We start from the raw sequence: 24,516 nt of genomic DNA on the forward strand, positions 1-24,516 counted from the left end.
TTTCGGTTATACAGCAGGGATTACAGGGAGAGAAAGCGATGAGAGTGTTGAAGTTTGGCGGGTCATCTCTGGCCGACGCAGAGCGTTTTTTACGGGTTGCCGACATTGCGGTGAATACCCATGGCCAGTCTCAGGTAGCCCTGGTGCTGTCTGCTCCTGCCAAGGTAACCAACCATCTGGTGGCGCTGGTAGAGCAGACCAGCCGTGGCATGGATGCCAGCAGTACCCTGTTTGAAGTAAACGGTATCTTCTCCCGCCTGCTGGCCGGGTTGAAGGCGGCCTATCCGGCGCTGGATGACAAGGCGCTGCAGGCACGCCTGACCAGCGAACTGGATCAGGTGGAGCGGCTGATGCAGGGCATCCGCCTGCTGGGCCTCTGTCCGGACAACGTGCAGGCGCGCATCCTGAGCCGTGGCGAGAACCTCTCCATCGCCTTTATGCACGAACTGCTGCGGGTGCGTGGCCTCGAGCTGGGTCTCATCGTGCCGGAAGAGCTGCTGGTGACCGATGGCGGCTATCTGGAAGCCCACGTCGATATCGAAGCCTCCCGGGTGCGCTTTGCCGCCAGGGGCTTGCGTCCTGTTGTGGCAGAAAAGCAGCAATGCCTCTATCTGATGCCGGGCTTTACAGGCGGCAGCGACAAGGGCGAAACCGTGCTGCTGGGGCGCAACGGCTCCGACTACTCCGCCGCCGTGCTGGCCGCCTGTGTCGATGCCGAGTGCTGCGAGATCTGGACTGACGTCGAGGGCTGCTACAGCTGTGACCCGCGTCTGGTGCCGGATGCTTACTTACTGAAAACTCTCTCCTACAAGGAGGCGATGGAGCTCTCCTACTTCGGCGCCAAGGTGCTGCACCCGAAAACCATCGCGCCGGTGGCCCAGTTCCACATTCCCTGCCTCATCAAGAACAGCTTCAACCCGCAGGGGCCGGGCACCCTGATCGGCCCCGAGAGCGGCGATGATGACCTGAAAGTGAAGGCCATCTCCGATCTGGCCGGCATGTGCATGTTCAACGTCTCCGGCCCCGGTATGAAGGGGATGGTCGGCATGGCCGGTCGCATCTTCTCTGCCGTCTCCCGCGCCGGGGTCAGCATCGTGCTGATCACCCAGTCATCTTCCGAATATAGCGTCAGCTTCTGTATCCACAGCTACGACAGCGACAAGACCCGCAAGGTGCTGGAGCGCGAGTTCGAGCTGGAGTTCAAGAACCAGCTGCTCGACCCGCTCGAGATCATGAACGATCTAGCCATCATCTCCCTGATCGGTGACGGCATGCGCACTGCCAAGGGGATGGCCGCCCGCTTCTTCACCTCGCTGGCGCAGGCCTCCATCAATATCGTCGCCATCGCACAGGGCTCGAGCGAGCGCTCCATCTCTGCGGTGGTGCGCTCCGGCAAGGTGGCGGAAGCGATCAAGGCGTGTCACCAGAACTTCTTCGGCAGCCAGCACTTTATCGATCTCTTTGTGGTCGGGGTGGGCGGCGTCGGCGCCGCACTGGTGGATCAGATTGCCCGCCAGCAGCCGGTACTGGCCGAGCAGGGCACCGGTCTGCGGGTGGTCGGCATCGCCAACAGCCGCCAGATGGCGGTCAACAAGGATGGCCTGAACCTCGCCAACTGGCGCGAACAGCTGGTGGAAGCCCGCGACAGCTTCTCGCTGGACGGGGTGAAAAAGCTGGTGGAAGAGAGCCATATCATCAACCCGGTGATCGTCGACTGCACCTCCTCCGAGGCGGTGGCCGTCCAGTACGCTGACTTCCTCGCCGCCGGTTTCCATGTGGTCACTCCCAACAAGAAGGCCAACACCGGCTCGCTCGATTACTACAAGGCGCTGCGCCGCACCGCCCGCCAGACTCGCCGCAAGTTCCTGTACGAGACCAACGTGGGCGCCGGTCTGCCGGTTATCGAGAACCTGCAGAACCTCATCATGGCCGGTGACAAGCTGCGCGCCTTCGACGGCATCCTCTCCGGTTCCCTCTCCTTTATCTTCGGCAAGCTGGACGAGGGGATGGCCTTCTCCGAGGCGACCAAGATCGCCCGCGGCAACGGCTTTACCGAGCCGGATCCCCGCGACGATCTCAACGGCATGGATGTGGCGCGCAAGCTGCTCATTCTGGCTCGCGAAGCTGGCATGGCGCTGGAGCTCTCCGATGTTGAGGTCGAGCAGGCGTTGCCGCCCGGATTTGACGCCAGCGGCGACGTGGAAGCCTTTATGGCCCGTCTGCCCGAAGCCGACGGCTGGTTCCGCGACCAGTTCGCCGCCGCCCAGCGTGAAGGCAAGGTGCTGCGCTATGTGGGCTCCATTGAAGGTGGCAAGTGCAAGGTCGCCATCAAGGCGGTCGGTGCCGACGAGCCGCTGTTCAAGGTCAAAGACGGGGAGAACGCACTCGCCTTCTTCTCCACCTACTACCAGCCGATCCCGCTGGTGCTGCGCGGCTATGGCGCCGGTACCGAAGTGACCGCAGCAGGCGTCTTTGCCGACGTGCTGCGCACCCAGAACTGGAAGCAGGAGCTATAAGCATGAGTTCAGACATGTACCCCTCTTATATGACGGAAGGCGGCAGTGTCGTTGCCTACGCCCCCGCCTCCAGCGCCAACCTGAGCGTGGGATTCGATGTACTGGGGGCGGCGCTCGCCCCCGTGGATGGCTCTCTGCTCGGCGATCGGGTGCAGGTAAAAGCGGCTGACGTGCCGTTCGCCCTCTCCGCCGTGGGCCGCTACGCCCACAAGCTGCCGGACGATCCGAAAAAGAATATCCTGTTTGATTGCTGGGTCGCCTATGGCGAGGCGCTGGAGAAGCGCGGCCTTGGTCTCAAGCCGCTCGAAATGGTGCTGGAGAAGAACCTGCCGGTCGGCTCGGGTCTGGGGTCCAGCGCTTGCAGCGTGGTGGCGGCGCTGGAGGGGCTCAACGCCTTTCACGGCGAGCCTCTCGACGAGCACGCCCTGCTGCTGCTGATGGGTGAGATGGAGGGGCGCATCTCCGGCTCCGTTCACTACGACAACGTGGCCCCCTGTTATCTCGGCGGCATGCAGCTGGTGGTGGAGGAGGCGGGGGTTATCAGCCAGGGCATTCCGGTGTTTGACGAGTGGTACTGGGTGGTCTGCTACCCGGGCACTGTGGTCTCCACCGCCGCGGCCCGCGCCATTTTGCCGGCCCAATATCGCCGTCAGGATTGCCTCACCTATGGCCGCCGCCTGGCTGCCTTTGTTCACGCCAGCTATACCGGGCAGGAGCCGCTGGCCGCCAGTGTGCTGAAAGACGTGATTGCCGAGCCCTACCGCGCGGCGCTGATCGAAGGCTTTGCCGAGGTGCGGGCGCAGGCGGCCCAGAACGGGGCGCTGGCCACCGGCATCTCGGGCTCCGGCCCCACCGTGTTTGTGGTGATGAAGGAGCTGGCGCAGGCCGAGCGGATGAAGGATTGGATGGAAGCACATTTCGTGCAGAACGAAGATGGATTTGCCCGGGTCTGCAAACTGGACATGGCCGGGGCACGGGTAACAGGAAGCGAGCTATGAATCTCTACAACATCAAGGACAACAGCGAACAGGTGAGCTTCGCGCAGGCGGTGCGTCAGGGCTTGGGTCGCGAACAGGGGCTCTTCTTCCCCGAACAACTCGAACCGCTCGCCGATGTGGATGCCCTGCTCGATCTGCCGCTGGCCGAACGCTCTGCCCGCATCCTGAGCCACCTGCTGGGGGACGAAGTGCCCGCCGCCAAAGTGAGCGAGCTTGTCAACGCCGCCTTCACCTTCCCGGCGCCGCTGGTGAAACTCAAGGACAACACCTATGCCCTTGAGCTGTTCCACGGCCCGACCCTGGCGTTCAAGGATTTCGGCGGCCGCTTTATGGCCCAGTGCCTCGCGGCGTTTCGCACCAACGACAAGATCACCATCCTCACCGCCACCTCCGGCGACACCGGCGCCGCCGTGGCCCACGCCTTCTATGGGCTGGAGGGGATCGAGGTGGTGATCCTCTATCCCAAGGGCAAGATCAGCCCCTTGCAGGAGAAGCTCTTCTGCACCCTCGGCGGCAATATCCGCACCATCGCCATCGACGGTGACTTCGATGCCTGTCAGGCGTTGGTAAAACAGGCCTTTGACGACGAGGCGCTGAAAAAGGCCATTGGCCTCAACTCCGCCAACTCCATCAATATCAGCCGTCTGCTGGCGCAGGTTTGCTACTACTTCGAGGCGGTGGCCCAGCTGCCCAAGGCCGATCGTGCCAAGGCGGTGATCAGCGTGCCGTCCGGCAACTTTGGCAACCTCACCGCAGGTCTCATCGCCAAGGCGCTGGGGCTGCCGGTGAAGCGCTTTATCGCCGCCACCAACGCCAACGATACCGTGCCGCGCTACCTGAAAACCGGTCAGTGGGAGCCGCACCAGACAGTGGCAACCCTGTCGAATGCCATGGATGTCAGCCGCCCCAACAACTGGCCGCGGGTAGAAGAGCTCTGCCGTCGCAAGGGCTGGGCGCTGGAGACCCTGGGTTCTGGCATGCGTGACGATGCCCACACCCGTGATGCGCTGAAACGGCTGCACCAGCTGGATTACCTCTGCGAGCCCCACGGCGCCATTGCCTGGGATCTGCTGGGCGAACAGCTGGCCGAGGACGAGGTGGGGGTATTCCTTTGCACCGCCCATCCCGCCAAGTTCAAGGAGTCGGTGGACGAGATCCTGAGTCTCGATGTACCGCTGCCCGGCCCGCTCGCCAAGCATGCCGAGCTGCCGCTGCTCTCTGTTAATTTGCCTGCGGAGTTTGCCCGGTTAAGGGCGTTTTTGGTGGGGTAAGCCGCTGAGCTGAGATAACCGATAGAAATAAAAATCCCCCGGTAAACGGGGGATTTTTGTGGGTGAAAGTCGGTATCTAAAGGCAACTGGCAATATCATGAAATATTTGTATCGCGAGCGTCCGATTACGCTTCGCTAATCGAACCTACGTGCTGTACATACAGACTATGCATTCGAGATTGTTAGTGTGTTATTTTTACGTCTGTTAAATCTAAATCCTCATTAAATTCATTGATGTCTGCTTCATGTTCCTTTAGTACAATGTTATCAATGTCATCTGTGGTTAGCTCCATCTTTTCTATTTTTTCCATAAGCATTTCAAAATGAGCTGACTTGGTCATTAGGTTTATCATCTTTTCAGTCATGTCATCATCAAGCTCAGTTGTTTCAACTTCGCCATCTGTAGAGAGCGCACTTATTGGATTAACCTCATTCTTCATTAAATTGGATGAGTGTTGTATGCACTTCCTTATAACTTCTCTACTGCCATCCTGATACGCATTAATTATATAGTTACAAATGTTAACTTCTTTGGTGTATTTTGCTGACAAGTATTTTTTAAGTATTATCTTTGAAATGGCCATAATATGAAATGCATTCGTGAAGTATACATTATCAACAGGAAATGGAGCTGAGTCTGTAAGGATGTCAAATATACAAAAGGATGCAAATATATGTTCGTTTTTTGTGTCTTTATTAAAGATCCTCTCATAGAGACCATCTTTATTTTCTTTATATGATGTAAAAATAAGGTCTATACCCTTATTTTCTCGTTGCATTGCAGCGTCAAAAACTAAAACCGGATTGGATAACCAGAATGCAAGATGAGCTGAGGCCACGAATGTATTTGGGACTTTAATTATATCTTTGGGGTGTTTTCTGAATTCTCCTGATCTTTTTTCATACCAAACATTAGTACTGTAGAAATAATTTTGAATCTGAATCTGTAGTGGATCGGTAGACCAGAAATCTCTTTCTGATACTGGATTCTGTGAGTTTGTATACTTAGTAACTTTTAAGTCAAAGTCTTTACCACCAGACTTCAGTAAACGTAATGTTATTCTTGCTTCTGAATCAATTATTTCTCGTTCTTCTAAGCTTGCCTGTGAGTAAGCGAGGTAAATTGAATACGCTGTTTGGGCTCCATTTATTATTTGTAAACCTGTTATCTGGAATGATTCTGCTTGACTATTAATGGCTGGTATTGCCCTAGTGATTGCTGTTATGCCATTGTTATAGTACCAAAAGTAAGATGGGTCATTTTTTAATGAGTTAACTATCTCTGCATTTATCTTTGATGAAACCAAAGGATTTCTGATGTTTTTGTCAAATAAAGAGACGCCATATCTCAATACTAGTTCATAAATGGTCTTAGGTAGTACATTAAATACATGCGCTGGAAAAGGGCTATTTATCTTAAGTAGATTTTGCTGATCATCTCTGACTATATTTATTGTGATTTTCTCGAATTCTGGGTTATAAATTTTTTCTAGCGGATTAGGAGGCGTGCTTTTTTTAAAGTTTCTATCAATATAATCAAGTTTTAATCTATTGATGTCAAAACACTCTACTGTTACACGACCTCCAAAAAAACTTTCAAAAGACTTTATGTTTGATTGCGTTTCGATACAATCATTTTTCAATGTCAAATAGATAACCTTAACCTCTCCATTTGATCTAATGTGATTTTTAAGTGCATCATAGCGAGAATTAAATTTCTTGTTTGCTGTTTCTTCTTTATCACCCCTAAGAATACTTTGTGCATCAGAGAGATATGACTTTACGATATCTTTTTCAAGTTGACCTGAACAATTGTTTATATTATTCCATTTGGATTGTATTAAATAAAATACGTTATCACCCTGGCTATTCTTTTTATCTAATATTATGTCGCATGAATGGTCACCATGGCCATCAGTTATATAGTCATTAACATCTGAAATGCCAGAGTAAAAATGCAAAAACCAAATTAGGAGTGCATATGATTTTTTTTGTTGATCTTGTTTTAATTTGTTTGTTAGTTCTTGGTCAAAATCATTAACGATTGTTGCTAGGTCTTGATCTAAAAGGTTATAAAAGTCACGGTTCTTCATAGAAGTTACCAATCAATAAAGTTTGAAGATAAAATCATTTTTACTATGTGATATTTCAATATATAAGGAAAATCTGGAACAACCATTCTTTTCAGCAAGTGGCTACCTCACCAAAAATCACGCTACCGCCCGTGGATTACAGCTTCCAATATGCTCCATTAACCAGCGGGGGCAGCAGCCCATCGCAGCAATAGGCACCGGATGGCTATGATAGGCCAATCGAATCCGGTTGCGCCAGTCAGAAAATGACGTAACCATCCGAGATCTATACGTTTTATGAGCTGGCTCAAGAAATTGTTGAAGCGGGCACTGGATCCCCATGGCCCTTGATTTTATTGGGGTTGGCGAGCCTGACGGGAAGGAACTCGGCTGGCTTGCCGTTTAGGGATGGCTGGCTGGGGGCAATCCCGCATGGGCAATCGGCGCTATAGTGCGGGCGCTGGTTGCCCTCTGCTCCGTCTCCCAAGCTGGCGAGGCGGGGGATCTGGGGCAACAATCAGCTGTTGCAATCACAGCCATTTGCAACACATCGTCATGCAGATATGACCATGCAAACACATCACCAGATAGAGAGGAGATCACCCATGAAGCGTACCATCCTGTTCGGCCTGCTCTGCGGCAGCGTGCTGCTGGCCAATCCGGTCTTTGCCAACGACACAGCCCAGTTGCAGTGCGAGGCGCAGGCCGCGGCCAAAAAGCTGAACGGCGCCGCCAAGACCAGCTTTGTCGGCAAGTGCATGAAAGATGCCGCGGGCGCCGCGACCGGCGAGTGCGAGAAGGCGGCCGCCGACAAGAAGCTGGCCGGTGCGGCCAAGAACAGCTTTATCCAGAAGTGCGTGAAGACGGGCGCGGCGGTGGATCCGGCGGCCAAGTGCGAGAAGGCGGCAGCCGACAAGAAGCTGGCTGGCGCGGCCAAGAACAGCTTTGTCCAGAAGTGCGTGAAGGATAGCGCCGCCAAGTAAGGCATTTTCTCATCCGGTGTGTTTGCGGGGGGCCATCAGGCCCCCCGCGCTTTTTGGGGCACAGGGATGTTATCACTGAGCGAGTGACACGGCCCTTGCCGCAAGGGCAGGGCTGATTAAGGGCGGAACAGCGGCGGTGCAGGGGAGGCAAGCGGAGCAGTCATGGAGAAGTTGCCGGAACTGGGATCTCGATCGGGGCAACAGGACTTTTGTCCTGCAAGGGGCGAGGGGGCGGGGGCTAGGATGCCCTCATCCACACGAGTCAAACTGGAGCACAACAATAATGACCGCTCATATCAATGCCAACCCGGGCGATTTCGCCGAGACCGTCATCATGCCGGGGGACCCGCTGCGGGCCCGCTACATCGCCGAGACCTTTCTGACCGATGCGCGCGAGGTGACCAATGTGCGCAATATGCTGGGCTACACCGGCTACTACAACGGCCAGCGTATCTCGGTGATGGGCCACGGCATGGGGATCCCCTCCATGGTGCTCTACGCCCACGAGCTGGTGAACGACTTCGGGGTCAAGCGGATCATCCGTATCGGCAGTCTGGGGGCGACCCAGCGCCACGTGCAGATGCGTGACGTGATTCTGGCGCAGGCGGCGGGCACCGACTCCCCGACCAACGCCAAGCGTAGCGCCGGTTACCAGATGGCCACCTCGGCCAACTTCGCCCTGCTGCACAAGGCCTTTACCAAGGCGCAGGAGAAGGCGATTCCGGTCAAGGTGGGCAATATCTTCACCGGCGACCTCTATTACGATCCGGACGAAAACCTCATTCCGGCGCTGGAGAAGTTCGGCGTGCTCGGCATCGACATGGAGGTGGCCGGTCTCTACGGGCTGGCCCATCAGCAGGGGATCGAGGCGCTCGCCATCCTGACTGTCTCCGACCACTGCCTGACCGGTGAAGAGACCACTGCCGAGGAGCGGCAGCTCTCCTTCAACCAGATGATCGAGCTGGCGCTGCACACCGCGCTGTAAGCGCCGCGGCCCGCCCAACCCTGCACGCACCCTGACCCCAAGAGAGATCCAATATGAACAATAAGCTCTCCCTCACTGCCATCAGCTTCCTGGCCAACTTCGTGATGGCCGGTTTTGCGACCCAGTTCGGCATGCTGATCGACCCCATCGCCGCCAAGTTTGGCGCCGACGTCAATCAGGTGGCCTCCATCTTCTCCCTGCTCAACGGCGGGGCGCTGGCGGGCACCATTGCCGCCTTCTTCCTCATCGAGAAGGTGGGGCTCAAGCGGATGACGCTGCTCTGCTACGGCCTGATCGCGCTGGCGGCGGCTTCGCTTCATCTGACCGGCTCGCTCTATGTGGTGATGGCGGCCATGACGGTGATTGGCCTGTGCGGCGGGGTGGGGCTCTGCATTGCGGGGACTCTGGTGGTGAGCGTCTGGCAGGCGCGGATGCAGAGCACCATGCTGGTGGTGCAGGATGCCACCTTCAACGTGGCCGGGGTGGTCTTTCCGCTTATCACTACCTACACCCTGACCCACGCCATGGCGTGGAGCTGGAGCTATCTGGCGGTGGGTGTGGTGGCGCTGGCAACCATGCTGGTGGCGGTGCTGACCAACTTCCGCAGCTGCGAGGCGGGTGGCGAGAGCGCCGGCAACGAGCACTCGGAGTGGAACCTCGGCATCATCAGCGGCGGGTTGGGGCTTTTTCTGGGCATGCTGGCGCTCTACACCTTCCTCACCTGGGCGCCCATGTTCGTGAAGAACAAGTTCGGCATCCCCTTCGAGGAGGCGGGCAATATCATCACCCAATACTGGACTGCGGCCCTGCTCGGCGCGCTGGTCTCGACCGCCATCGTGACCCGCGTTGCGATCCGCACCTTCCTCCTGGTGATCATCACGCTGGCGATGGGGATGACGGCGCTTATCGTCACCACCGACAACCTGAGCCAGCTGCCTTACCTCACCTACGGTTACGGCTTTGTCTGCGCGGCCCTCTACAACGCCTTTATCGCCTACGGGGTGTCGTTTGTACGGCAGGCATCGAGCAAGAACGTCTCCTACATCCTTATCAGCGGCAGCGCGGGGGCCATGTTCAGCCCGGCCATCAGCGCTATGTTCGAGCAGGTGATCGGCTTGCAGGCGGTGATGTACGCCATCCCGCTTATCTATGGTGTGATCCTCGCTATGCTGGTAGCGTCGCTGCGCATGGCCCGGCCCCAGCCATGTCTCGCCTGAGCGGGAGAGTAAACAGCAAGAGGGGCGGTATCGACCGCCCCTCTTTTTTGTCTTTAACCGGCAACTGATGCCTGCGACTTATGGCTGCTCCAGAAAGGCCCTGAGCCCCGCCAGATCGCGGATCTGCAACCCCTCCTCGCCGCGCTCCACCAATCCTTTATCCATCAGCTCCTTCACCGCTCGCCGGTAGACCCGGTCGGTCGTGCCGAAGCGTTCCGCCTCCTGATACCCCTTGCGAAAGCCGCTCACCGGGTTGTCGTGGCAGTGGCTGTGATAGAGGTCAAGGGCGATGTTGTAGCTGATGGGGTAGAGCATCCGGCAGGTGAAGATATCCACCGTGTCCTGATAGTCGATGGCTATGGCGGTGGCAAAGAAGAGCGCCACCTTGGGGTGGGCGACCAGCGCCTGCTCCAGCTGCTCGCCGTCGATGCGGGCCACTTCCAGCGGCTCCTCGGCGACGATGTCGAGCTGGCAGCGGTAGCCGGTGAAGAACTCCATCTCGCCAAAGAGCTGGTTGTCGCACTCCAGGGTGCCGAGCTGAAAGCGGCGGCCATTCATGGCGGTGTGGCCCATGGCGATGCGGCCATTCGGCACCAGCACCAGATCCCGCAATTGCTCCCCCTGACGCATCAGGGGCTCCCCCTCGGGGATCAGGCGCCGCTCCGTGATGCAGGAGATGACCACCTGTTCAATGAGATCGTGGCTGGCCTGCCAGTGGGGCTGAAAGCGCCCCTTGAGAAGGGGTTTGAGTTGCATGGCGGACTCTTTGACTGACGTGTAGAGGCGGCTATTACACATGTTCGCCCCCCGATAAGCCAGCCCCGCAGCGGTGGCGGCCCGCTTGGCGCCAAGCCTCCATGTGGGCTTTGCGTGGCAACCGGCGGATAGGGCGGTTGCAATTGGCCATCACGGAATCGGAGTGATAAATTAACGCCCTGATTTGCAAGGTTTATCAAGGTAACACCATGTTCAAACGCTCGGCTGCGCTGGTGGCGCTGCTGCTAATCGGGGGCGTTCACGCGGCTCCGGCAGTCTTCTCTCCCGCCGCCAAGGTGGTGTGCGACAAGAAGGGCGGCTATTGCGCCGACCCGCAGGGGATCTCCATCGGCCTGACCCGCGCCCATCTCGGGGAGCAGGCGGCCAGCCGTTTGCAGAAGAACCTGCAAGGGGCCGACTCTGGCAGCTACACCCTGAGCAACGGGGTGCATTGCGAGAGCCGCGAGCAGCAGTGCTACAAGGATCGCTACTTCCCGCGCACCAAAGAGAGCCACTTCACCGCCATCCTCTTCAAGCAGGGCAAGTAAGCGGGCCGCTGGAGGCAAAGTTGGCGAGACAACAGGAGTTAAACGAGATGATGGAAGGGACGCAGTGGCGCTGGCTCAATGAGCCCGCCGAATGGCACCAGACCAGCGATGGCTTGCAGGTAGTCACGGACCAGCAGACCGATTTTTGGCGCAGCACCTGGTATGGCTTCGAGCGCCACAGCGGCCATGTCTATGGCTGCGAGGTGGCGGGTGAGTTTACCTTTCAGGTCTGCGTCGAGGGGGAGTTCACCACCCTCTACGATCAGGCGGGTCTGATGCTGCTGCAAGACGATGAACACTGGCTCAAGGCCGGTATCGAGTACAACGACGATCAGCCGATGATCGGCAGCGTGTTGACCAATCCGCGCTCTGACTGGGCTACCGGTATTTTTACCGGCAATCCGCGCCGTTTCTGGCTGCGGCTGACCCGGCTGGCGGACTGTCTGCGCCTGCAATACTCCACCGATGGCAAGGTGTGGCCGCTGCTGCGCCTCGCCCCGTTTCCGCCAAGCGAAAGTTGCTTTATCGGGGTGATGTGCTGCACGCCGGAGCGGCAGGGACTGGCGGTGCGTTTCTCTGATTTGCGCCTCACACCGCCCCTTGGCAAGGCGCTGCACGACCTCGGCTAGGGTTTTATCGCCGGTAGTTGTTAAACAAAAAGCGCCATCAGGCGCTTTTTGTTTAGTTACGTTGAACGCTATCGGCTCAACATGCGGCGTGTTTACCCATGGCAGGGTTAGCCAATCAGGCTGGCCCACAGGTCATATTCGTCGGATTCGTCGATCCGCACCTTGACCATGTCGCCCGGCTTGAGGCCGGTTTCGCCGTTGAGGTAGACCAGACCATCGATCTCCGGTGCATCGGCAAAAGAGCGGCCAGTGGCGCCCTCTTCGTCCACTTCGTCGATGATAACGGTCATCTCCTGACCTACTTTGCGGGCCAGCTTGCGGATGGAGACCTGCTGTTGCAGCTCCATAAAGCGCTGGAAGCGCTCTTCCTGCACGGCTTCCGGTACCGGATCCGGCAGCTCGTTGGCCAGGGCACCTTCGACCGGGCTGTATTTGAAGCAGCCGACCCGATCCAGCTCCGCCTTGTCGATGAAGTCGAGCAGCATCTGGAAATCTTCCTCGGTCTCGCCCGGGAAGCCGACGATAAAGGTTGAACGCAGGGTGATCTGCGGGCAGATCTCGCGCCACTTCTGGATCCGCTCCAGGGTGCGCTCGACCGAACCCGGGCGCTTCATCAGTTTGAGGATGCGCGGGCTGGCGTGCTGCAGCGGGATGTCGAGGTATGGCAGGATCTTGCCATCGCGCATCAGCGGGATGACGTCATCCACGTGCGGGTAGGGGTAGACGTAGTGCAGACGTACCCAGATATCGAGCTTGGCCAGCTCTTCGCACAGGGCGACCATGCTGGTCTTGACCGGCATACCGTCGTAGAAACCGGTGCGGTGCTTCACATCGACGCCGTAGGCGGAGGTGTCCTGGGAGATCACCAGCAGCTCCTTCACGCCCGCCTCTTTCAGGCGCTTGGCTTCGGCCAGCACGTCGCCGATGGGGCGGCTCACCAGATCCCCGCGCATGGAGGGGATGATGCAGAAGGTGCAGCGGTGGTTGCACCCTTCGGAAATCTTCAGATAGGCGTAGTGGCGCGGGGTCAGCTTGACGCCGTGGGCCGGTACCAGACTGGTGAAGGGGTTGTGCTGCGGCTTCTCCACATATTTGTGGACGTGGCCCAGTACCTCTTCATAGGCGTGGGGGCCGGTGATCTCGAGCACCTTGGGGTGGATCTCGCGGATCTGATTCTCTTTGGCGCCAAGGCAGCCGGTGACGATCACCTTGCCGTTCTCGGCCAGCGCTTCGCCGATCGCTTCGAGCGACTCCTGCACGGCACTGTCGATAAAGCCACAGGTGTTGACGACAACCAGCTCGGCATCGTCATAGCTGGGCACCACGTCGTACCCTTCGGTACGCAGCTGGGTCAGGATGCGCTCGGAATCGACCAGGTTTTTCGGGCAACCCAAGCTCACAAAACCAATCCTTGGATGGTGAGACCTAATAATGCTGGAAGTCGCTTGTTGGACAGGTTGGTCGTCCGATGGCTGAACCCGCGTAGTTGCAGGTGTCAGGCTGTCTGAGCTAGGGTCAAAACGGTTGACGGTCATAGAGGATCGCTGGTCACTAATGCAAAAAAAGATTGCGGATTATACCTGATGAGCGGGAAAGAGGAAGAAGTGATGTGTGCATTTTTTAACCTGTGATATTAGATTTCAATGCGCGATATTTTGTGTCTTTTCTTGAGAGGTGATGACGATGCGATCATCAACAACAGTGTCCTCGGTCACGAGTTCTGACTCGAATTCCTCATGCCAGTGTCTACAGCCTACAGCATGAGGGGGAGATCTACACTAAACAGTTAGGCAGTGCCGATTTGCTTGCAACCTGCGTCATGGATCGCAGTCTGGTGCTGATCATCCTGCTGGTTGCCGCGAACTTCGCTGCCAGTACCAGGAGTTGCTCGTAAGCAGAGTAACTCTTGACTACACCGATAGGGGCACAGGTAATTGTCGATCTGATAGTCTGTATTGAGCATGGGGTTTGTCAATAAGTAATAAGTCGACGGGGGGGATAGGTAAAAACCAGCATTGTTGGTTGTAATTTAGTCAAGGGAGGTGATTTTTAACTTCTTTTCACATCCCCCCACTTGAAAAATTCTAAAAATTGTCCATTTACTAATAATAAGAGAGGTAATAAAATTTTAGCGTTTCAACATTCCGCTGCTACGCAGCGAAGAGAAACCAGTTTTACTACCCCTCGCAGGCTTTTTATTGAAGAGAAAATATGAAAGTCTCTCTTGTATATTAAAGTTTATTATGCATGGGGCATGCAATAAGTACGCTTATCACTGATAAGCAGAAAGCAGAAAGCAGAAAGCAGAAAGCAGAAAGCAGAAAGCAGAAAGCAGAAAGCAGAAAGCAGAAAGCAGAAATGTGCCGATCTTCCTTACTTGCCAGTTGGTCAAAGAAGTGACATTCAATATAATTAATATGTTTACGTGGTCACGTTCTTCCTGCTTATTTTGACCAAACTCATCGGCTGACCATCATGTTCTCGGTGCCACACCATCACGGACTTTGGTCAAGTATCTTTTTATCATTGGAGTCTATCGTCATCTACACCGAATATGCGCAACCTTCATTTCGCGCTTGAGCAAGCGTATCTTGAGAAAGAACAAGACATCGCCATGGTGGTGGTATTATTACGGCAGTATGACTGCGAACCCTCGTTTCTCCTTGCTACTTCCTAGCCTGAAATATATAAGTGGAAATTAATAATAGAGAGTATGGATAGTTTATTTCTGATGAGGTGATTATTTTTTGATGGGGGTTGATATCTAGTGTTTTTGGATATAACCTTCCATTTAAATGTTTGCTAGTGGTTATATACCGTGTGTCGGCAATAGTGTTTGTGTTCAGAAAATGAACGGCGCTAAGTGATTGTGTCGTAGCTGGGCATCTGGTCTAGGCATGTCTGCTTTAATTTAATTCAACTGTACCGGTAGCGTACAAGTATAGTTGTGTATCTAGCATATATAGCCTCGTCATAGAATCAATTTTTGGAGATGTTATGGATTTAAGGTCGTCTGCACCAACACTATATCTGTATAGTCGTGTAAGTACGGATAAGCAGGCCGCCGGTAATAAAACTGGCGTACAACGTCAGACTGAGGGGGCTTTGGTTGATGCAACAAAGTTAAAATATAGTAACATGCCCGTTATCTATATGTCAGATAACGGAATGTCAGCCAGTAAGGGGGAAAACATTGAACATGGATGTCTGGGGAGGTTTATTGAACTAAGTCGTTCAGGTCATATTGCACCCGGCTCTGTATTGGCCATGGAAAACATCGATCGTTTCTCTCGCTTAGCGTTAACAAGAGCCAGTGAGTTCTTAACCTGTATTCTCGCAGCCAATATTGTTGTTTATACATGGATTGATGGGGCAGTATATCAAAAAGATAATCTTGCATCCGCGATTTTGTCACTAGTTAAACTTGAAAGCAGCAATGATTATACAAATAAACTTTCTGCTCGGGTTACTGGTGCAGCTCGTGTTGCATTAAAGCGTCATCAAAATGGTGAGTGCGATGCAGATGGTTATCCAGCTGCAATTAATGGCTTCGGTAAAAATAAATTTTGGGTTGATACGACAACTGGGTTTGTACGCCCTCATCCATATTATTTCTCTATAGTTAAAGAAATGATTATGATGATTCGAGAAGGGAAGGGGCATATAACAATAAAAAAATATTTAGATGAAAACTATACTCCCCCTACAATAGCTCAAAATTCTAATAAGGAAGGGTGGGGGATAAACCTTATTAAAAAGGTTATCAGTGATCGGGCAGTCTTAGGTGAAAAAATAATTCATATTGATGGTCGTGAGCATCTATTGGAAAGCTATTACCCCCTAGCTTGCACTGAGGCTGAATTCGCACAAGCTAGGCATGTGCGTAGTGAAAAAAAGCAATTTACTAGTAAGCTGAAAAGCGCTGCGGGCATCATTACGGGAATGCGTATCGCCACTTGCGGTGATTGTGGCAGTTCACTACAGGTCTACCGCAGTAAAGCTGGAAAAAAAGATGAAAAACTTCGTTATAAATGCAGCGGTAGATCAGACACATCGGTGAAAAGCTGCACAGCTGCAACATTTGATAACCGTTATTTTGAGTACGCACTCATGTTGCTGATTGGCAGTGTCATTCTTCAGCCCAAAAAAAATGAAAATGAGAATAAGGTTGCTTTACTAAAGAATAAAATAGATGCGATAAGTTCAAAAATAAAGAGTACATTTCAATCTATTGAGGCTGCCACAGAGGGTGATATAGAGATTTTGTTTACTGAACGATTAAATAGCCTATCTAGGGAGCGCAAAAAGTTAAATGAAGAGTTGATCATTGAAAGAAGTCATGCAGAGATCTCTATCAATCCAGATATATATATGCATATACCACCAAGCTTCATTGACTACAATCAGACTGATATAAGAAATGAGGTCAGAGATACAATATATAAGACCGTTAAATCCATAAAAGTACATTCTGTTACTAGCTGTTTCTACATTCAGGTTGAGTTATTTGGTGGGATGAGTACTGATGGTATTGTCATTGACAATAAGTACATCGCTGATTTCGGTTTTGACATGCATCATCAGCAGGAGAACGAGGAAGCATTCCTAGCTTACAACAAATTTGTCAATAATTTTGAGTGTATAGATAAAGATGGCACGATGATTAAAATGTTAGACTTAGTTAATGGCACTGATCTAAGCATTTCTGATGATCTATATCTCAATAAAAGGATAAAAGCTTTAAAGGAACAATCTATAACTGATGAAATGTGTGCAGCGATTGAAAAATTTGAATGTTGGGTTCCAAAAATCCAGTAATTATTGTGTCAGTTGGTTGAAAAGATTTTGACCATTACCAATGGTTGATATGTCAACTTACTAAGTTATCCTGATAAGACAAGCAATACCATATATTTACACCATGATGCTAACCATATGGCATATGAATCTACCCTATAGCTGCTTCCAACATCTTTTGAGCTGTGCATGGCAAGGTAAATATGGGGAATGGCTAAAGTTACCCATCCCCTGATGCATCTTAATATTTATGACATTAAATTTCCGGTATCGCTGCATCTAGCGGGAGAGCAGGGCCTGCCTGTTGGAGACTTGCAAAAGCAGCTCGCCATTCCCGCATCGACCCTAAGCCACCACATTGCCGCGCTGGTCTCGGTTGGCCTGGTCAAGCAGAATCGGGAAAGTCGTACCCTACTGTGCGTCTCTCAATACGAAGTGCTGGAAGAGATCATCATATTTCTCCGCGAAGAGTGCTGCATGAACCGAATCTCTATCTGAGCAGGTCAAAAAATAGCGTATGTCCTGATCCAGTCATCCAGCTTTCCCCAAGCGCTCTTCAATAGGTTTATTACTAATTTGTAATTTTTGTGACAGCTTCATGTAATGACTCAGAGTTTATAGTTAGTCACGTAACTTGAGTCATAATTAAATGAGGTGGTTTATGAATATTAAAATTGGTGCATTAATGGCATGTACGCTGGTCGTCGGAAGCTTCTCCGCTTTTGCTCAGGCTCCGGTGCCTTATAACGTTCGTGCTGGGCACAACATTATATATATGGATTGGAGTGCCAACGCACTTAGTACCGACACTGTGAGTGTATCTACCCTGGATGACACTAAACTGGGTACTGTAATGGCTACTCCTGGGAAGACAAAGCAACTGCAACTCCCCATGGGCAAAAGTATCAACACAGTCAAAGTCAGCTACAACGGTGATGTCCATGTGATTGCACTTCAGCATGGAATGGGTAGTGGGCGAAACAGATAAAGCAAATAAAATCATGCGCTTAACGTAAGTTTGGCGCATTTTTTTCTACGCATTGAGAAAAATGACAGTATTGTAATTGTACATTGATTTCTATAATGAGCATCATCACACATCACAGCTGTGATGAAATGGAGGCGCTTATGAATGATGTTCATAGTAAAAATGGATTTAATCCTTCTATCTCAAGAAGAAAGTTTGTTAAAGGGATTGCTGCTGGCGGAGTTGTGGCATCGATTCCTATGTCAATTAACGCTAAAGAAGAACTGCCGCAAAAGGTTTACAGCTCAGTTTTAAGTGGAACAGTAATCGATCTGGTAGTTGAAGAAGTTGTTGTCAACTTTACTGGAAGTACAAGAATTGCCACGGTTGTCAATCGCTCCATACCTGCACCGACATTACGCTTAAAGGAAGGCGATGAGGTTACTCTTCGTGTTACCAATAAGCTCAGTGAGCCTACCTCTATTCATTGGCATGGTATAATACTTCCATTTGAAATGGATGGCGTGCCTGGTATTAGTTTCAATGGTATTAAACCAGGAGAGACATTCACATATAAATTCACGTTGGAACAGTCCGGTACATATTGGTATCACTCTCACTCTGGTTCTCAAGAACAGACGGGAATGTATGGCGCTTTAATTATAGAGCCAAAAGAAGGCGAGATTATATCAGCCGATAGAGATTATGTTGTTCTCTTGTCAGACTGGACAGATGAGCACCCGATGCGAATTTTATCAAAATTGAAATCGCAAAGTGATTACTATAATTTTAATCAGCCTACAGCTATCGACTTCATTAACGATGTCAGCAACAGTGGATTAAAAGTTGCCTTCACCAAACGCCAGATGTGGAATGAAATGAGAATGAATTCTACAGATTTGGCTGACTTATCCTCCGCAACTTTAACCTATCTAATGAATGGGACAACCCCTAATGGAAATTGGACTGGTGTCTTTAATAAAGGTGAGAAGATCAGACTTAGATTTATAAATGGTGCTGGAGGGTCTTTTTACGATGTCAGAATTCCAGGCATAAAAATGACGGTTGTACAAACCGATGGTGTTGATATTGAACCTATAGACGTAGATGAGTTTCGTTTCGGCCCTGGTGAAACTTACGATGTCATTGTTCAACCCATCGATAACGCCCATACGATTTTCGCACAGTCGATGGATCGTACTGGTTTTGCCCGAGGTACGTTGTCGACGGCGATTGGCCTTTCAGCTCCGATTCCTACTGTAGACAAACCTGAGCCTCTTTCAATGGAAGATATGATGGGCTCCATGGACGGAATGGATCACGGCTCCATGGCAGGTATGGATCATGGCTCAATGCCTGGTATGGCATCAGGTGCAATGCCAGCGATGGATCATAGCTCTATGGCAGGTATGGATCATGGCTCAATGCCTGGCATGGCATCGGGGGCAATGCCAGCGATGGATCATAGCTCTATGGCAGGTATGGATCATGGCTCAATGCCTGGCATGGCATCGGGGGCAATGCCAACGATGGATCATAGCTCCATGGCTGGTATGGATCATGGTTCTATGGCTGGTATGAGTAATGCTACACCGCCAAGCAAGGTTAGGCATGCCAGTACAGAGTTTGGGCCCAGTGTTGATGCGAGGGTAGATACACCAAGACGCAATCTGAATGACCCTGGTGTAGGGCTACGTAATAATGGGAGAAGAGTGCTTACGTTAGCAGACCTGAAAACTAAAGGTGGGCCCATAGATCCAAGACCAGCAGAACGCGAAATTGAACTTCATTTGACTGGAAATATGGAACGCTATACATGGTCGTTTGATGGCGTTGAGTTCGGTAAATCAACACCAATTCATTTTAATTATGGAGAAAGAGTTAGAATTACTCTCCACAATGACACCATGATGACCCATCCCATGCATTTACATGGTATGTGGAGTGAACTTGAGAATGAAGATGGCTCCTTTTTGGCAAGAAAGCACACAATACCTGTGCAGCCAGCACAACGAATTAGTTTTCTTGTGACCGCTGATGCCATTGGCCGTTGGGCTTGGCACTGTCATATTATGTTCCATATGGATGCTGGAATGTTCCGTGAAGTAGTGGTTTCTTGAGGAAATAAATAATGCTAATTCAAAGTATAGTAAAAAATGGAATATGGTTGATCAGCCTTGGGTTATTTGCTTCTCTTTCTTTTTCTGAGGAGTCAAAAGATGCTGTTAGCGGCTATCACCCTGATTTAACCGCATCTGAGGATAGCGAACAAAGAAGCCCTGATGAATATTCTGATGGACTCACACTTAGTTCAGGCCCAAGCCTTTTTGAAGGCAGAGAGCAGCTTTCCTTAGCAGATGAACATACCTTTTCTTCTCTGTTAATTGACAGGCTTGAATATTCAAATGGACGAGAGGAAAATTATGCTTCCTACAAAGCCCTTGCTTGGGTAGGGAAAGACTATCAAAAAATATGGTTTAAATCTGAAGGTGAATATAAAAATTCATTACAGGATACAGAAAACCAAGTTCTTTATGGGTATGCTACATCTGCATACTGGGACATCCTTTTTGGAGCAAGATATGATACATATCAATCTAGAAGCGATAAAGGATGGCTTGCCCTTGGCCTACAAGGATTAGCGCCATATTGGTTTGAGGTTGACTCCTCTTTATTTGTAGATCAGCATGGTCTAATGCTTTTAAGCCTAGAGGCGGAATATGACCTCTTACTTACTCAGAAATTGATACTACAGCCCCAAGCTGCAATGAATATTTACAGTAAAGATAATGATGATATGTCTGTTGGGCGAGGTATCTCAGACATCAGCACTGGCTTGCGGTTACGTTATGAAATAAGTAGGCAGTTTGCTCCTTACATAGGCGTTGAATGGAAAACTCTCGCTGGCAATACATACGATCTAGCAAAAGATCATGGGGAGAGTACATCTGATACGAGATTTATTGCAGGTGCCAGATTCTGGTTCTGATTACATAAGGAAGGTAATGTATGAAATTCAAAATGATTACTGCTGCTGTGATAGTAATTTCTACGGGTGTGATGGCTTCTGAGCAAGGTCATGACATGAACTCAATGAAGAATGGCATGAACCATGACATGAGTTCAATGAAGGGGAATCCAGCTCCTATGGGGCATGACATGGGGAGTATGGCTGGTTCCCCTGGTGTTGCCAAAGATGTGTCTAGAACCATTGACGTATCTATGGATGACACCATGCGGTTTACACCGAAAACGATATCGGTCAAACAAGGTGAAACAATCCGATTCTTTATAAAGAATAATGGAAAACTACCACATGAGTTCGTTCTCGGAACAACCTCAGAGCTCAAAGAGCATGCGGGAATGATGCAACAAATGCAAGGTATGCAGATGAAACATAGCATGCCAAACATGATCTCTCTTGCACCCAGTCAGAAGAGTGCAGTGCTATGGAAATTTGATAAAGCAGGTACAGTATCATTTGCTTGTCTTGTACCTGGGCATATGGAGGCTGGAATGCTTGGTGAAGTGGTAGTGAAATAATCCACTTTTCAAACAAAAAAAGAGGGGGCTCCCCTCTTTTTTTATTTGATTTTTTGTATTTTTATTTAAAAAGTTTTGCCAATATCACAGTTTGATGATCTGCTGACACAAAAAGATCTAAATACCAATTAATGCTCGGCAGTATAACTATACTTAATATTAAGTAAAAAATACCGCATCACTCAGATAGTGTGACTTATTGGGTGAGTGAGTACAGGACGTGGTGCTGAGAGAAAATGAGTTGTCTACAGCATCTAATATTAATTGGAGGGATGTCAATGAATTCACATCACGAGCATAACCAATCTGATGAACCAGGTTTCTGGCGTTCTAGGGAAGGTGCGAATAAGTCATATGGCACGAGAGCATTTACTGGTAACCCATTGATATTAAATGACTAAAATTTTCATTTTTTGTTCGTGGGATACTTGTTCGCACTTTCCTTGGGAAACAGCGCCCTGGGGAAGTCATGACTTACTGGCTGATTTTGGCAACCATGCTCTTTAATAATGCTAGTGCCGTCCTACGTTAAATAGCTAAAAGCTATTTGGCTGGGAATAATAAATAAAATGAAATGTAGTCACCACTTAATTTATTCCAAGCCTTTCCTCCATTAACTTCGGTTATCGATTTAACAATCGATAGACCCAACCCGACACTATCGTTATTGCTAGATCTTGATAAATCTGCCCTATAAAATCGATCAAACATTCTCAAGGATTCATCGTAAGATATATCTTTGCATTTGTTCTTTATTTCAATGATAGAATTATTTCCTTCATCGTTTGATATTGAGATGCTAATGGCAGAGTTGCTCTCTGAGTATTTTATTGCGTTAGATATCAGATTGGATATCGAACGACGAAACATTATTTTGTCAGCAAATATAATCTTATTAGTATTTGCAACGTTAAACGTAAGGCTTTTTTCTTCTGCTAAATACATAAAGAAATCTAAAATAGAAGAAAGTTCATTCTCTGAATCTAAAAATTCTTTATTTGCAGAAATCAAACCTTTGTCTGACCTGGCAATCCACAGCATATCGCTAACCATCTTTGCCAAACGCTCAAGCTCTTCCAGAATTGAATATAGGAACTCTTTATATTCGGAGATGCTCCTGTCTTGATTTAACCCAACTTGAGCCTGCATGATTATATTGGTTAATGGGGTTCTTAGTTCATGCGCTACATCATCTGAAAAATCAGATAACTTAACGAAACTATTGTTTAGTTTAGATAGCATGGTATTGAATGAGTCAACCAACTCCCTTAACTCTCTCGGATATTGGTTGGGTTCTAATGTTGAGCTCAACTGTTCAGCCTGAATAGTCGACATATGTTTGCTTAATATATAAATAGGTTTGTGGCCTTGCCTTATACCCAAGTATGTAGACAATATTATGATCGCCCAAACACCAAAGACTATGATTAATAGCTGCATCCTAAAGTCAGACAAAAAATGAGAGTGAACACTTGAGTCTAAATAGAACACGACTGAATAGGAGTTATCATTTTTTTTAAAATTAATGTTTTTACTGAGATATTTATGTGGAGCGGAAGTGTCAGTTTCAGATACATGAATTAGTGTATTGCTGAACTTTCTCAAATTAAAGCTGTCTCGTTCACTCCTATATATTTTTTTACCATCTTTTAATATCTCGATATAAAAATTAGAGTCAGGATTGATTGTATCCCAATTGATAATTCTTTGAACTGCATCTATGCGCTTTGAAAACTGCTCGATAATAATCGTTTTGTTATCTATCGTTTCATTATCAAGGTCTAAGAAATGATTTTTGATAGATGTCTCTACCAAAAATAACAAGGAAATCATACTGATCGTTATGGCGACAGAAACAAAAAGCATAGCACGTATAGTTATAGGCATGTTACTCTTCATCGCCAGCACCTTCTAATTTATATCCCATTCCTCGAATAGTATGAATTAATTTTATTTGATAATCATCATCAACCTTGGCTCTTAATCTTCTGATTGCAACATCTATTACATTTGTATCGCTGTCAAAATTCATATCCCATACCAAAGAGGCAATTAATGAGCGAGGTAATACTTCACCATGCCGCCGAGCTAATAACTCAAGTAATAGATATTCTTTAGGGGTGAGATGTATTTTTTTACCCGACCGCTTAACTGTTCTTGATTTGATGTTTATAATCAAATCTGAAATTGATATAACCTCTTCAATATGATTGTCTTTGGATCGCCTAAGAAGGTTTTTTATTCTGGCTAGTAGTTCAGTGAATGCAAATGGTTTTGAAAGATAATCATCAGCTCCAGACTCTAGCCCCTTTACTCTATCTCCGACACCATCTTTTGCCGTCAGGAACATGACAGGTACTTGAATGTTTATATTTCTAATTTCATCAAGAAGCTGCCATCCGTTAATCCCAGGTAACATAATATCTAGTATTATTAAGTCAAATTCATGGCTAAGTATATAAAAGCGACCATCAATTCCATTTGTGGCGAGAGTAACAATGTAGCCTGACTCAGTGAGTCCTTTCTTTAAATACTCACCTATCTTTGGCTCATCTTCAACAACTAAAATATTCATTATGTTCTCCAATATGCAGTATTAAGATAGTCAGTAGTCTATGCTACTACATACACTAAAAAATAAAAAAAATCCAGCTGCATCAAGAGTTTCAATGAAGGTTATATCGAAATTATAAAATCTAGAATGATTATTTTTAATGTTTAAAAAACGGCCAGCATAAGCTGGCCGTTTTTTACATGTGGAAGATCTTAACGGTTACTACCGCTTCCCATACCATGCGGGAGAGAGACGTTATGAATGGTTCCTTTATAGTCCACGATAACTTCTGTAATATTTTTATCAGAAGGAAGTGTTAACTGCTTGGTCTTACCAGGGAGAGCCTTCACAACGCCCAGTTTCGTGCCATCGGGGGTGGATACGTCCACGGAGTCAGTAGGCAATGCAGATATTTTCCATTCTACATAGACTACTCCATGCCCTGCTCTAAGATCGAAAGGCATTGGGGCATTAGCGAAAGCCGCTGAACTACTAATCAACATGGTGAGCGCAGCTAAGATGGTCTTGATTTTCATTCGATTACCTCATTTCGTTGTTATTGCACGGTTATCGCTAATCACTATATACAATCAACATTACATGCTGCTGTCAGCAAGATTACATTACCGTAAGGATATAGATCTTTAAGAGGGCAAGTATGTATGATTCACCCTATTGGG

General features: G+C 49.5%; 20 protein-coding genes. 14 read left to right on the top strand and 6 right to left on the bottom strand.

From position 1 onward, the window contains the following. Positions 1-38: 38 nt before the first annotated feature. The 3 genes from thrA to thrC are packed head-to-tail and all read left to right on the top strand — an operon-like array spanning position 39 to position 4,785. Positions 39-2,516 carry a bifunctional aspartate kinase/homoserine dehydrogenase I gene (gene thrA / locus I6L40_RS08965; protein ID WP_216995310.1) on the top strand — a complete coding sequence of 826 codons (2,478 nt, stop codon included), beginning with the start codon at positions 39-41 and terminating at the stop codon, positions 2,514-2,516. Positions 2,517-2,518: 2 nt separating this feature from the next. Then, on the top strand, positions 2,519-3,514 hold the full coding sequence (thrB, locus tag I6L40_RS08970; RefSeq protein ID WP_201930137.1) for a homoserine kinase: 996 nt from the start codon (positions 2,519-2,521) through the stop codon (positions 3,512-3,514). Beyond that, entirely contained in the window at positions 3,511-4,785 is a 1,275-nt protein-coding gene (gene thrC, locus I6L40_RS08975; protein WP_216995311.1) for a threonine synthase, read from the top strand. The genes thrB and thrC overlap by 4 nt, the downstream gene beginning before the upstream one ends. 182 nt (positions 4,786-4,967) lie before the next feature. Here thrC and I6L40_RS08980 read toward each other — a convergent pair whose 3' ends face one another. Further along, positions 4,968-6,878: an AIPR family protein gene (locus tag I6L40_RS08980; RefSeq protein WP_216995312.1), complete on the bottom strand. Its 1,911-nt coding sequence runs from the start codon at positions 6,876-6,878 to the stop codon at positions 4,968-4,970. A gap of 584 nt (positions 6,879-7,462) precedes the next feature. Here I6L40_RS08980 and I6L40_RS08985 point away from each other — a divergent pair. The 3 genes from I6L40_RS08985 to tsgA all read left to right on the top strand — a co-directional run bounded on the left by I6L40_RS08985 (position 7,463) and on the right by tsgA (position 10,042). Beyond that, on the top strand, positions 7,463-7,840 hold the full coding sequence (locus I6L40_RS08985; RefSeq protein ID WP_216995313.1) for a hypothetical protein: 378 nt from the start codon (positions 7,463-7,465) through the stop codon (positions 7,838-7,840). 283 nt (positions 7,841-8,123) lie between these two features. Beyond that, complete coding sequence (gene deoD, locus I6L40_RS08990) at positions 8,124-8,825, top strand: purine-nucleoside phosphorylase (protein WP_216995314.1); 702 nt, start codon at positions 8,124-8,126, stop codon at positions 8,823-8,825. A gap of 53 nt (positions 8,826-8,878) precedes the next feature. After that, positions 8,879-10,042: an MFS transporter TsgA gene (gene tsgA / locus I6L40_RS08995; RefSeq protein WP_203977009.1), complete on the top strand. Its 1,164-nt coding sequence runs from the start codon at positions 8,879-8,881 to the stop codon at positions 10,040-10,042. A 78-nt stretch (positions 10,043-10,120) separates the two neighbouring features. On the opposite strand, the gene I6L40_RS09000 is transcribed toward tsgA, so the two are convergent. Then, entirely contained in the window at positions 10,121-10,798 is a 678-nt protein-coding gene (locus I6L40_RS09000) for a Crp/Fnr family transcriptional regulator (RefSeq protein WP_216995315.1), read from the bottom strand. 209 nt (positions 10,799-11,007) lie between these two features. Between I6L40_RS09000 and I6L40_RS09005 the strand changes: the two genes are divergently transcribed. After that, the gene (locus I6L40_RS09005) at positions 11,008-11,346 is read left to right on the top strand and encodes a YcgJ family protein (RefSeq protein ID WP_216995316.1); all 339 of its coding nucleotides are present in this window, start codon (positions 11,008-11,010) and stop codon (positions 11,344-11,346) included. A 47-nt stretch (positions 11,347-11,393) separates the two neighbouring features. Further along, positions 11,394-11,975 (top strand): DUF1349 domain-containing protein, encoded by a 582-nt coding sequence (locus I6L40_RS09010; RefSeq protein WP_216995317.1) that lies wholly within the window; start codon positions 11,394-11,396, stop codon positions 11,973-11,975. A 107-nt stretch (positions 11,976-12,082) separates the two neighbouring features. On the opposite strand, the gene rimO is transcribed toward I6L40_RS09010, so the two are convergent. After that, positions 12,083-13,510, bottom strand: a complete 1,428-nt coding sequence (rimO, locus tag I6L40_RS09015; protein ID WP_254204090.1) for a 30S ribosomal protein S12 methylthiotransferase RimO — start codon at positions 13,508-13,510, stop codon at positions 12,083-12,085. 1,462 nt (positions 13,511-14,972) lie between these two features. Here rimO and I6L40_RS09020 point away from each other — a divergent pair. The 6 genes from I6L40_RS09020 (at position 14,973) to I6L40_RS09045 (ending at position 21,282) form a co-directional block, all read left to right on the top strand. Beyond that, entirely contained in the window at positions 14,973-16,793 is a 1,821-nt protein-coding gene (locus I6L40_RS09020; RefSeq protein ID WP_216995318.1) for a recombinase family protein, read from the top strand. A 213-nt stretch (positions 16,794-17,006) separates the two neighbouring features. After that, complete coding sequence (locus tag I6L40_RS09025; RefSeq protein ID WP_367948932.1) at positions 17,007-17,270, top strand: ArsR/SmtB family transcription factor; 264 nt, start codon at positions 17,007-17,009, stop codon at positions 17,268-17,270. 163 nt (positions 17,271-17,433) lie between these two features. Then, complete coding sequence (locus I6L40_RS09030) at positions 17,434-17,760, top strand: hypothetical protein (protein WP_017778717.1); 327 nt, start codon at positions 17,434-17,436, stop codon at positions 17,758-17,760. Positions 17,761-17,900: 140 nt separating this feature from the next. Continuing rightward, positions 17,901-19,859: a copper resistance system multicopper oxidase gene (locus I6L40_RS09035; protein ID WP_080989874.1), complete on the top strand. Its 1,959-nt coding sequence runs from the start codon at positions 17,901-17,903 to the stop codon at positions 19,857-19,859. An 11-nt stretch (positions 19,860-19,870) separates the two neighbouring features. Then, positions 19,871-20,728, top strand: coding sequence for a copper resistance protein B (locus tag I6L40_RS09040; RefSeq protein ID WP_005303868.1), 858 nt, complete (start codon positions 19,871-19,873; stop codon positions 20,726-20,728). A 20-nt stretch (positions 20,729-20,748) separates the two neighbouring features. Beyond that, the gene (locus tag I6L40_RS09045; protein WP_005303871.1) at positions 20,749-21,282 is read left to right on the top strand and encodes a cupredoxin family protein; all 534 of its coding nucleotides are present in this window, start codon (positions 20,749-20,751) and stop codon (positions 21,280-21,282) included. 543 nt (positions 21,283-21,825) lie between these two features. On the opposite strand, the gene I6L40_RS09050 is transcribed toward I6L40_RS09045, so the two are convergent. From I6L40_RS09050 to I6L40_RS09060, 3 genes are all read right to left on the bottom strand, one after another. Further along, entirely contained in the window at positions 21,826-23,181 is a 1,356-nt protein-coding gene (locus I6L40_RS09050) for a heavy metal sensor histidine kinase (RefSeq protein ID WP_216995319.1), read from the bottom strand. Next, a complete protein-coding gene (locus I6L40_RS09055; protein WP_216995320.1) occupies positions 23,171-23,857 on the bottom strand; it encodes a heavy metal response regulator transcription factor in 687 nt (228 codons plus the stop codon). Before I6L40_RS09055 ends, I6L40_RS09050 begins: the two co-directional genes overlap by 11 nt. Before the next feature lie 191 nt (positions 23,858-24,048). Further along, positions 24,049-24,372, bottom strand: a complete 324-nt coding sequence (locus tag I6L40_RS09060) for a hypothetical protein (protein ID WP_021140715.1) — start codon at positions 24,370-24,372, stop codon at positions 24,049-24,051. Between the last annotated feature and the right edge of the window lie 144 nt (positions 24,373-24,516).

Origin of the sequence: Aeromonas sp. FDAARGOS 1410 (assembly GCF_019048745.1) — a bacterium.
GTDB lineage: Bacteria > Pseudomonadota > Gammaproteobacteria > Enterobacterales > Aeromonadaceae > Aeromonas > Aeromonas jandaei.

Coding starts and splice junctions, on each gene's coding strand:
- thrC (WP_216995311.1), top strand. CDS start 3,511: ATGAATCTCTACAACATCAAGGACAACAGCGAACAGGTGAGCTTCGCG.
- I6L40_RS09050 (WP_216995319.1), bottom strand. CDS start 23,181: ATGAAGAGTAACATGCCTATAACTATACGTGCTATGCTTTTTGTTTCT.
- I6L40_RS08980 (WP_216995312.1), bottom strand. CDS start 6,878: ATGAAGAACCGTGACTTTTATAACCTTTTAGATCAAGACCTAGCAACA.
- deoD (WP_216995314.1), top strand. CDS start 8,124: ATGACCGCTCATATCAATGCCAACCCGGGCGATTTCGCCGAGACCGTC.
- tsgA (WP_203977009.1), top strand. CDS start 8,879: ATGAACAATAAGCTCTCCCTCACTGCCATCAGCTTCCTGGCCAACTTC.
- I6L40_RS09040 (WP_005303868.1), top strand. CDS start 19,871: ATGCTAATTCAAAGTATAGTAAAAAATGGAATATGGTTGATCAGCCTT.
- I6L40_RS09005 (WP_216995316.1), top strand. CDS start 11,008: ATGTTCAAACGCTCGGCTGCGCTGGTGGCGCTGCTGCTAATCGGGGGC.
- I6L40_RS09025 (WP_367948932.1), top strand. CDS start 17,007: ATGCATCTTAATATTTATGACATTAAATTTCCGGTATCGCTGCATCTA.
- I6L40_RS09000 (WP_216995315.1), bottom strand. CDS start 10,798: ATGCAACTCAAACCCCTTCTCAAGGGGCGCTTTCAGCCCCACTGGCAG.
- I6L40_RS09060 (WP_021140715.1), bottom strand. CDS start 24,372: ATGAAAATCAAGACCATCTTAGCTGCGCTCACCATGTTGATTAGTAGT.
- I6L40_RS09020 (WP_216995318.1), top strand. CDS start 14,973: ATGGATTTAAGGTCGTCTGCACCAACACTATATCTGTATAGTCGTGTA.
- thrB (WP_201930137.1), top strand. CDS start 2,519: ATGAGTTCAGACATGTACCCCTCTTATATGACGGAAGGCGGCAGTGTC.
- I6L40_RS09010 (WP_216995317.1), top strand. CDS start 11,394: ATGATGGAAGGGACGCAGTGGCGCTGGCTCAATGAGCCCGCCGAATGG.
- thrA (WP_216995310.1), top strand. CDS start 39: ATGAGAGTGTTGAAGTTTGGCGGGTCATCTCTGGCCGACGCAGAGCGT.
- I6L40_RS09030 (WP_017778717.1), top strand. CDS start 17,434: ATGAATATTAAAATTGGTGCATTAATGGCATGTACGCTGGTCGTCGGA.
- I6L40_RS09055 (WP_216995320.1), bottom strand. CDS start 23,857: ATGAATATTTTAGTTGTTGAAGATGAGCCAAAGATAGGTGAGTATTTA.
- rimO (WP_254204090.1), bottom strand. CDS start 13,510: ATGACCGTCAACCGTTTTGACCCTAGCTCAGACAGCCTGACACCTGCA.
- I6L40_RS08985 (WP_216995313.1), top strand. CDS start 7,463: ATGAAGCGTACCATCCTGTTCGGCCTGCTCTGCGGCAGCGTGCTGCTG.
- I6L40_RS09045 (WP_005303871.1), top strand. CDS start 20,749: ATGAAATTCAAAATGATTACTGCTGCTGTGATAGTAATTTCTACGGGT.
- I6L40_RS09035 (WP_080989874.1), top strand. CDS start 17,901: ATGAATGATGTTCATAGTAAAAATGGATTTAATCCTTCTATCTCAAGA.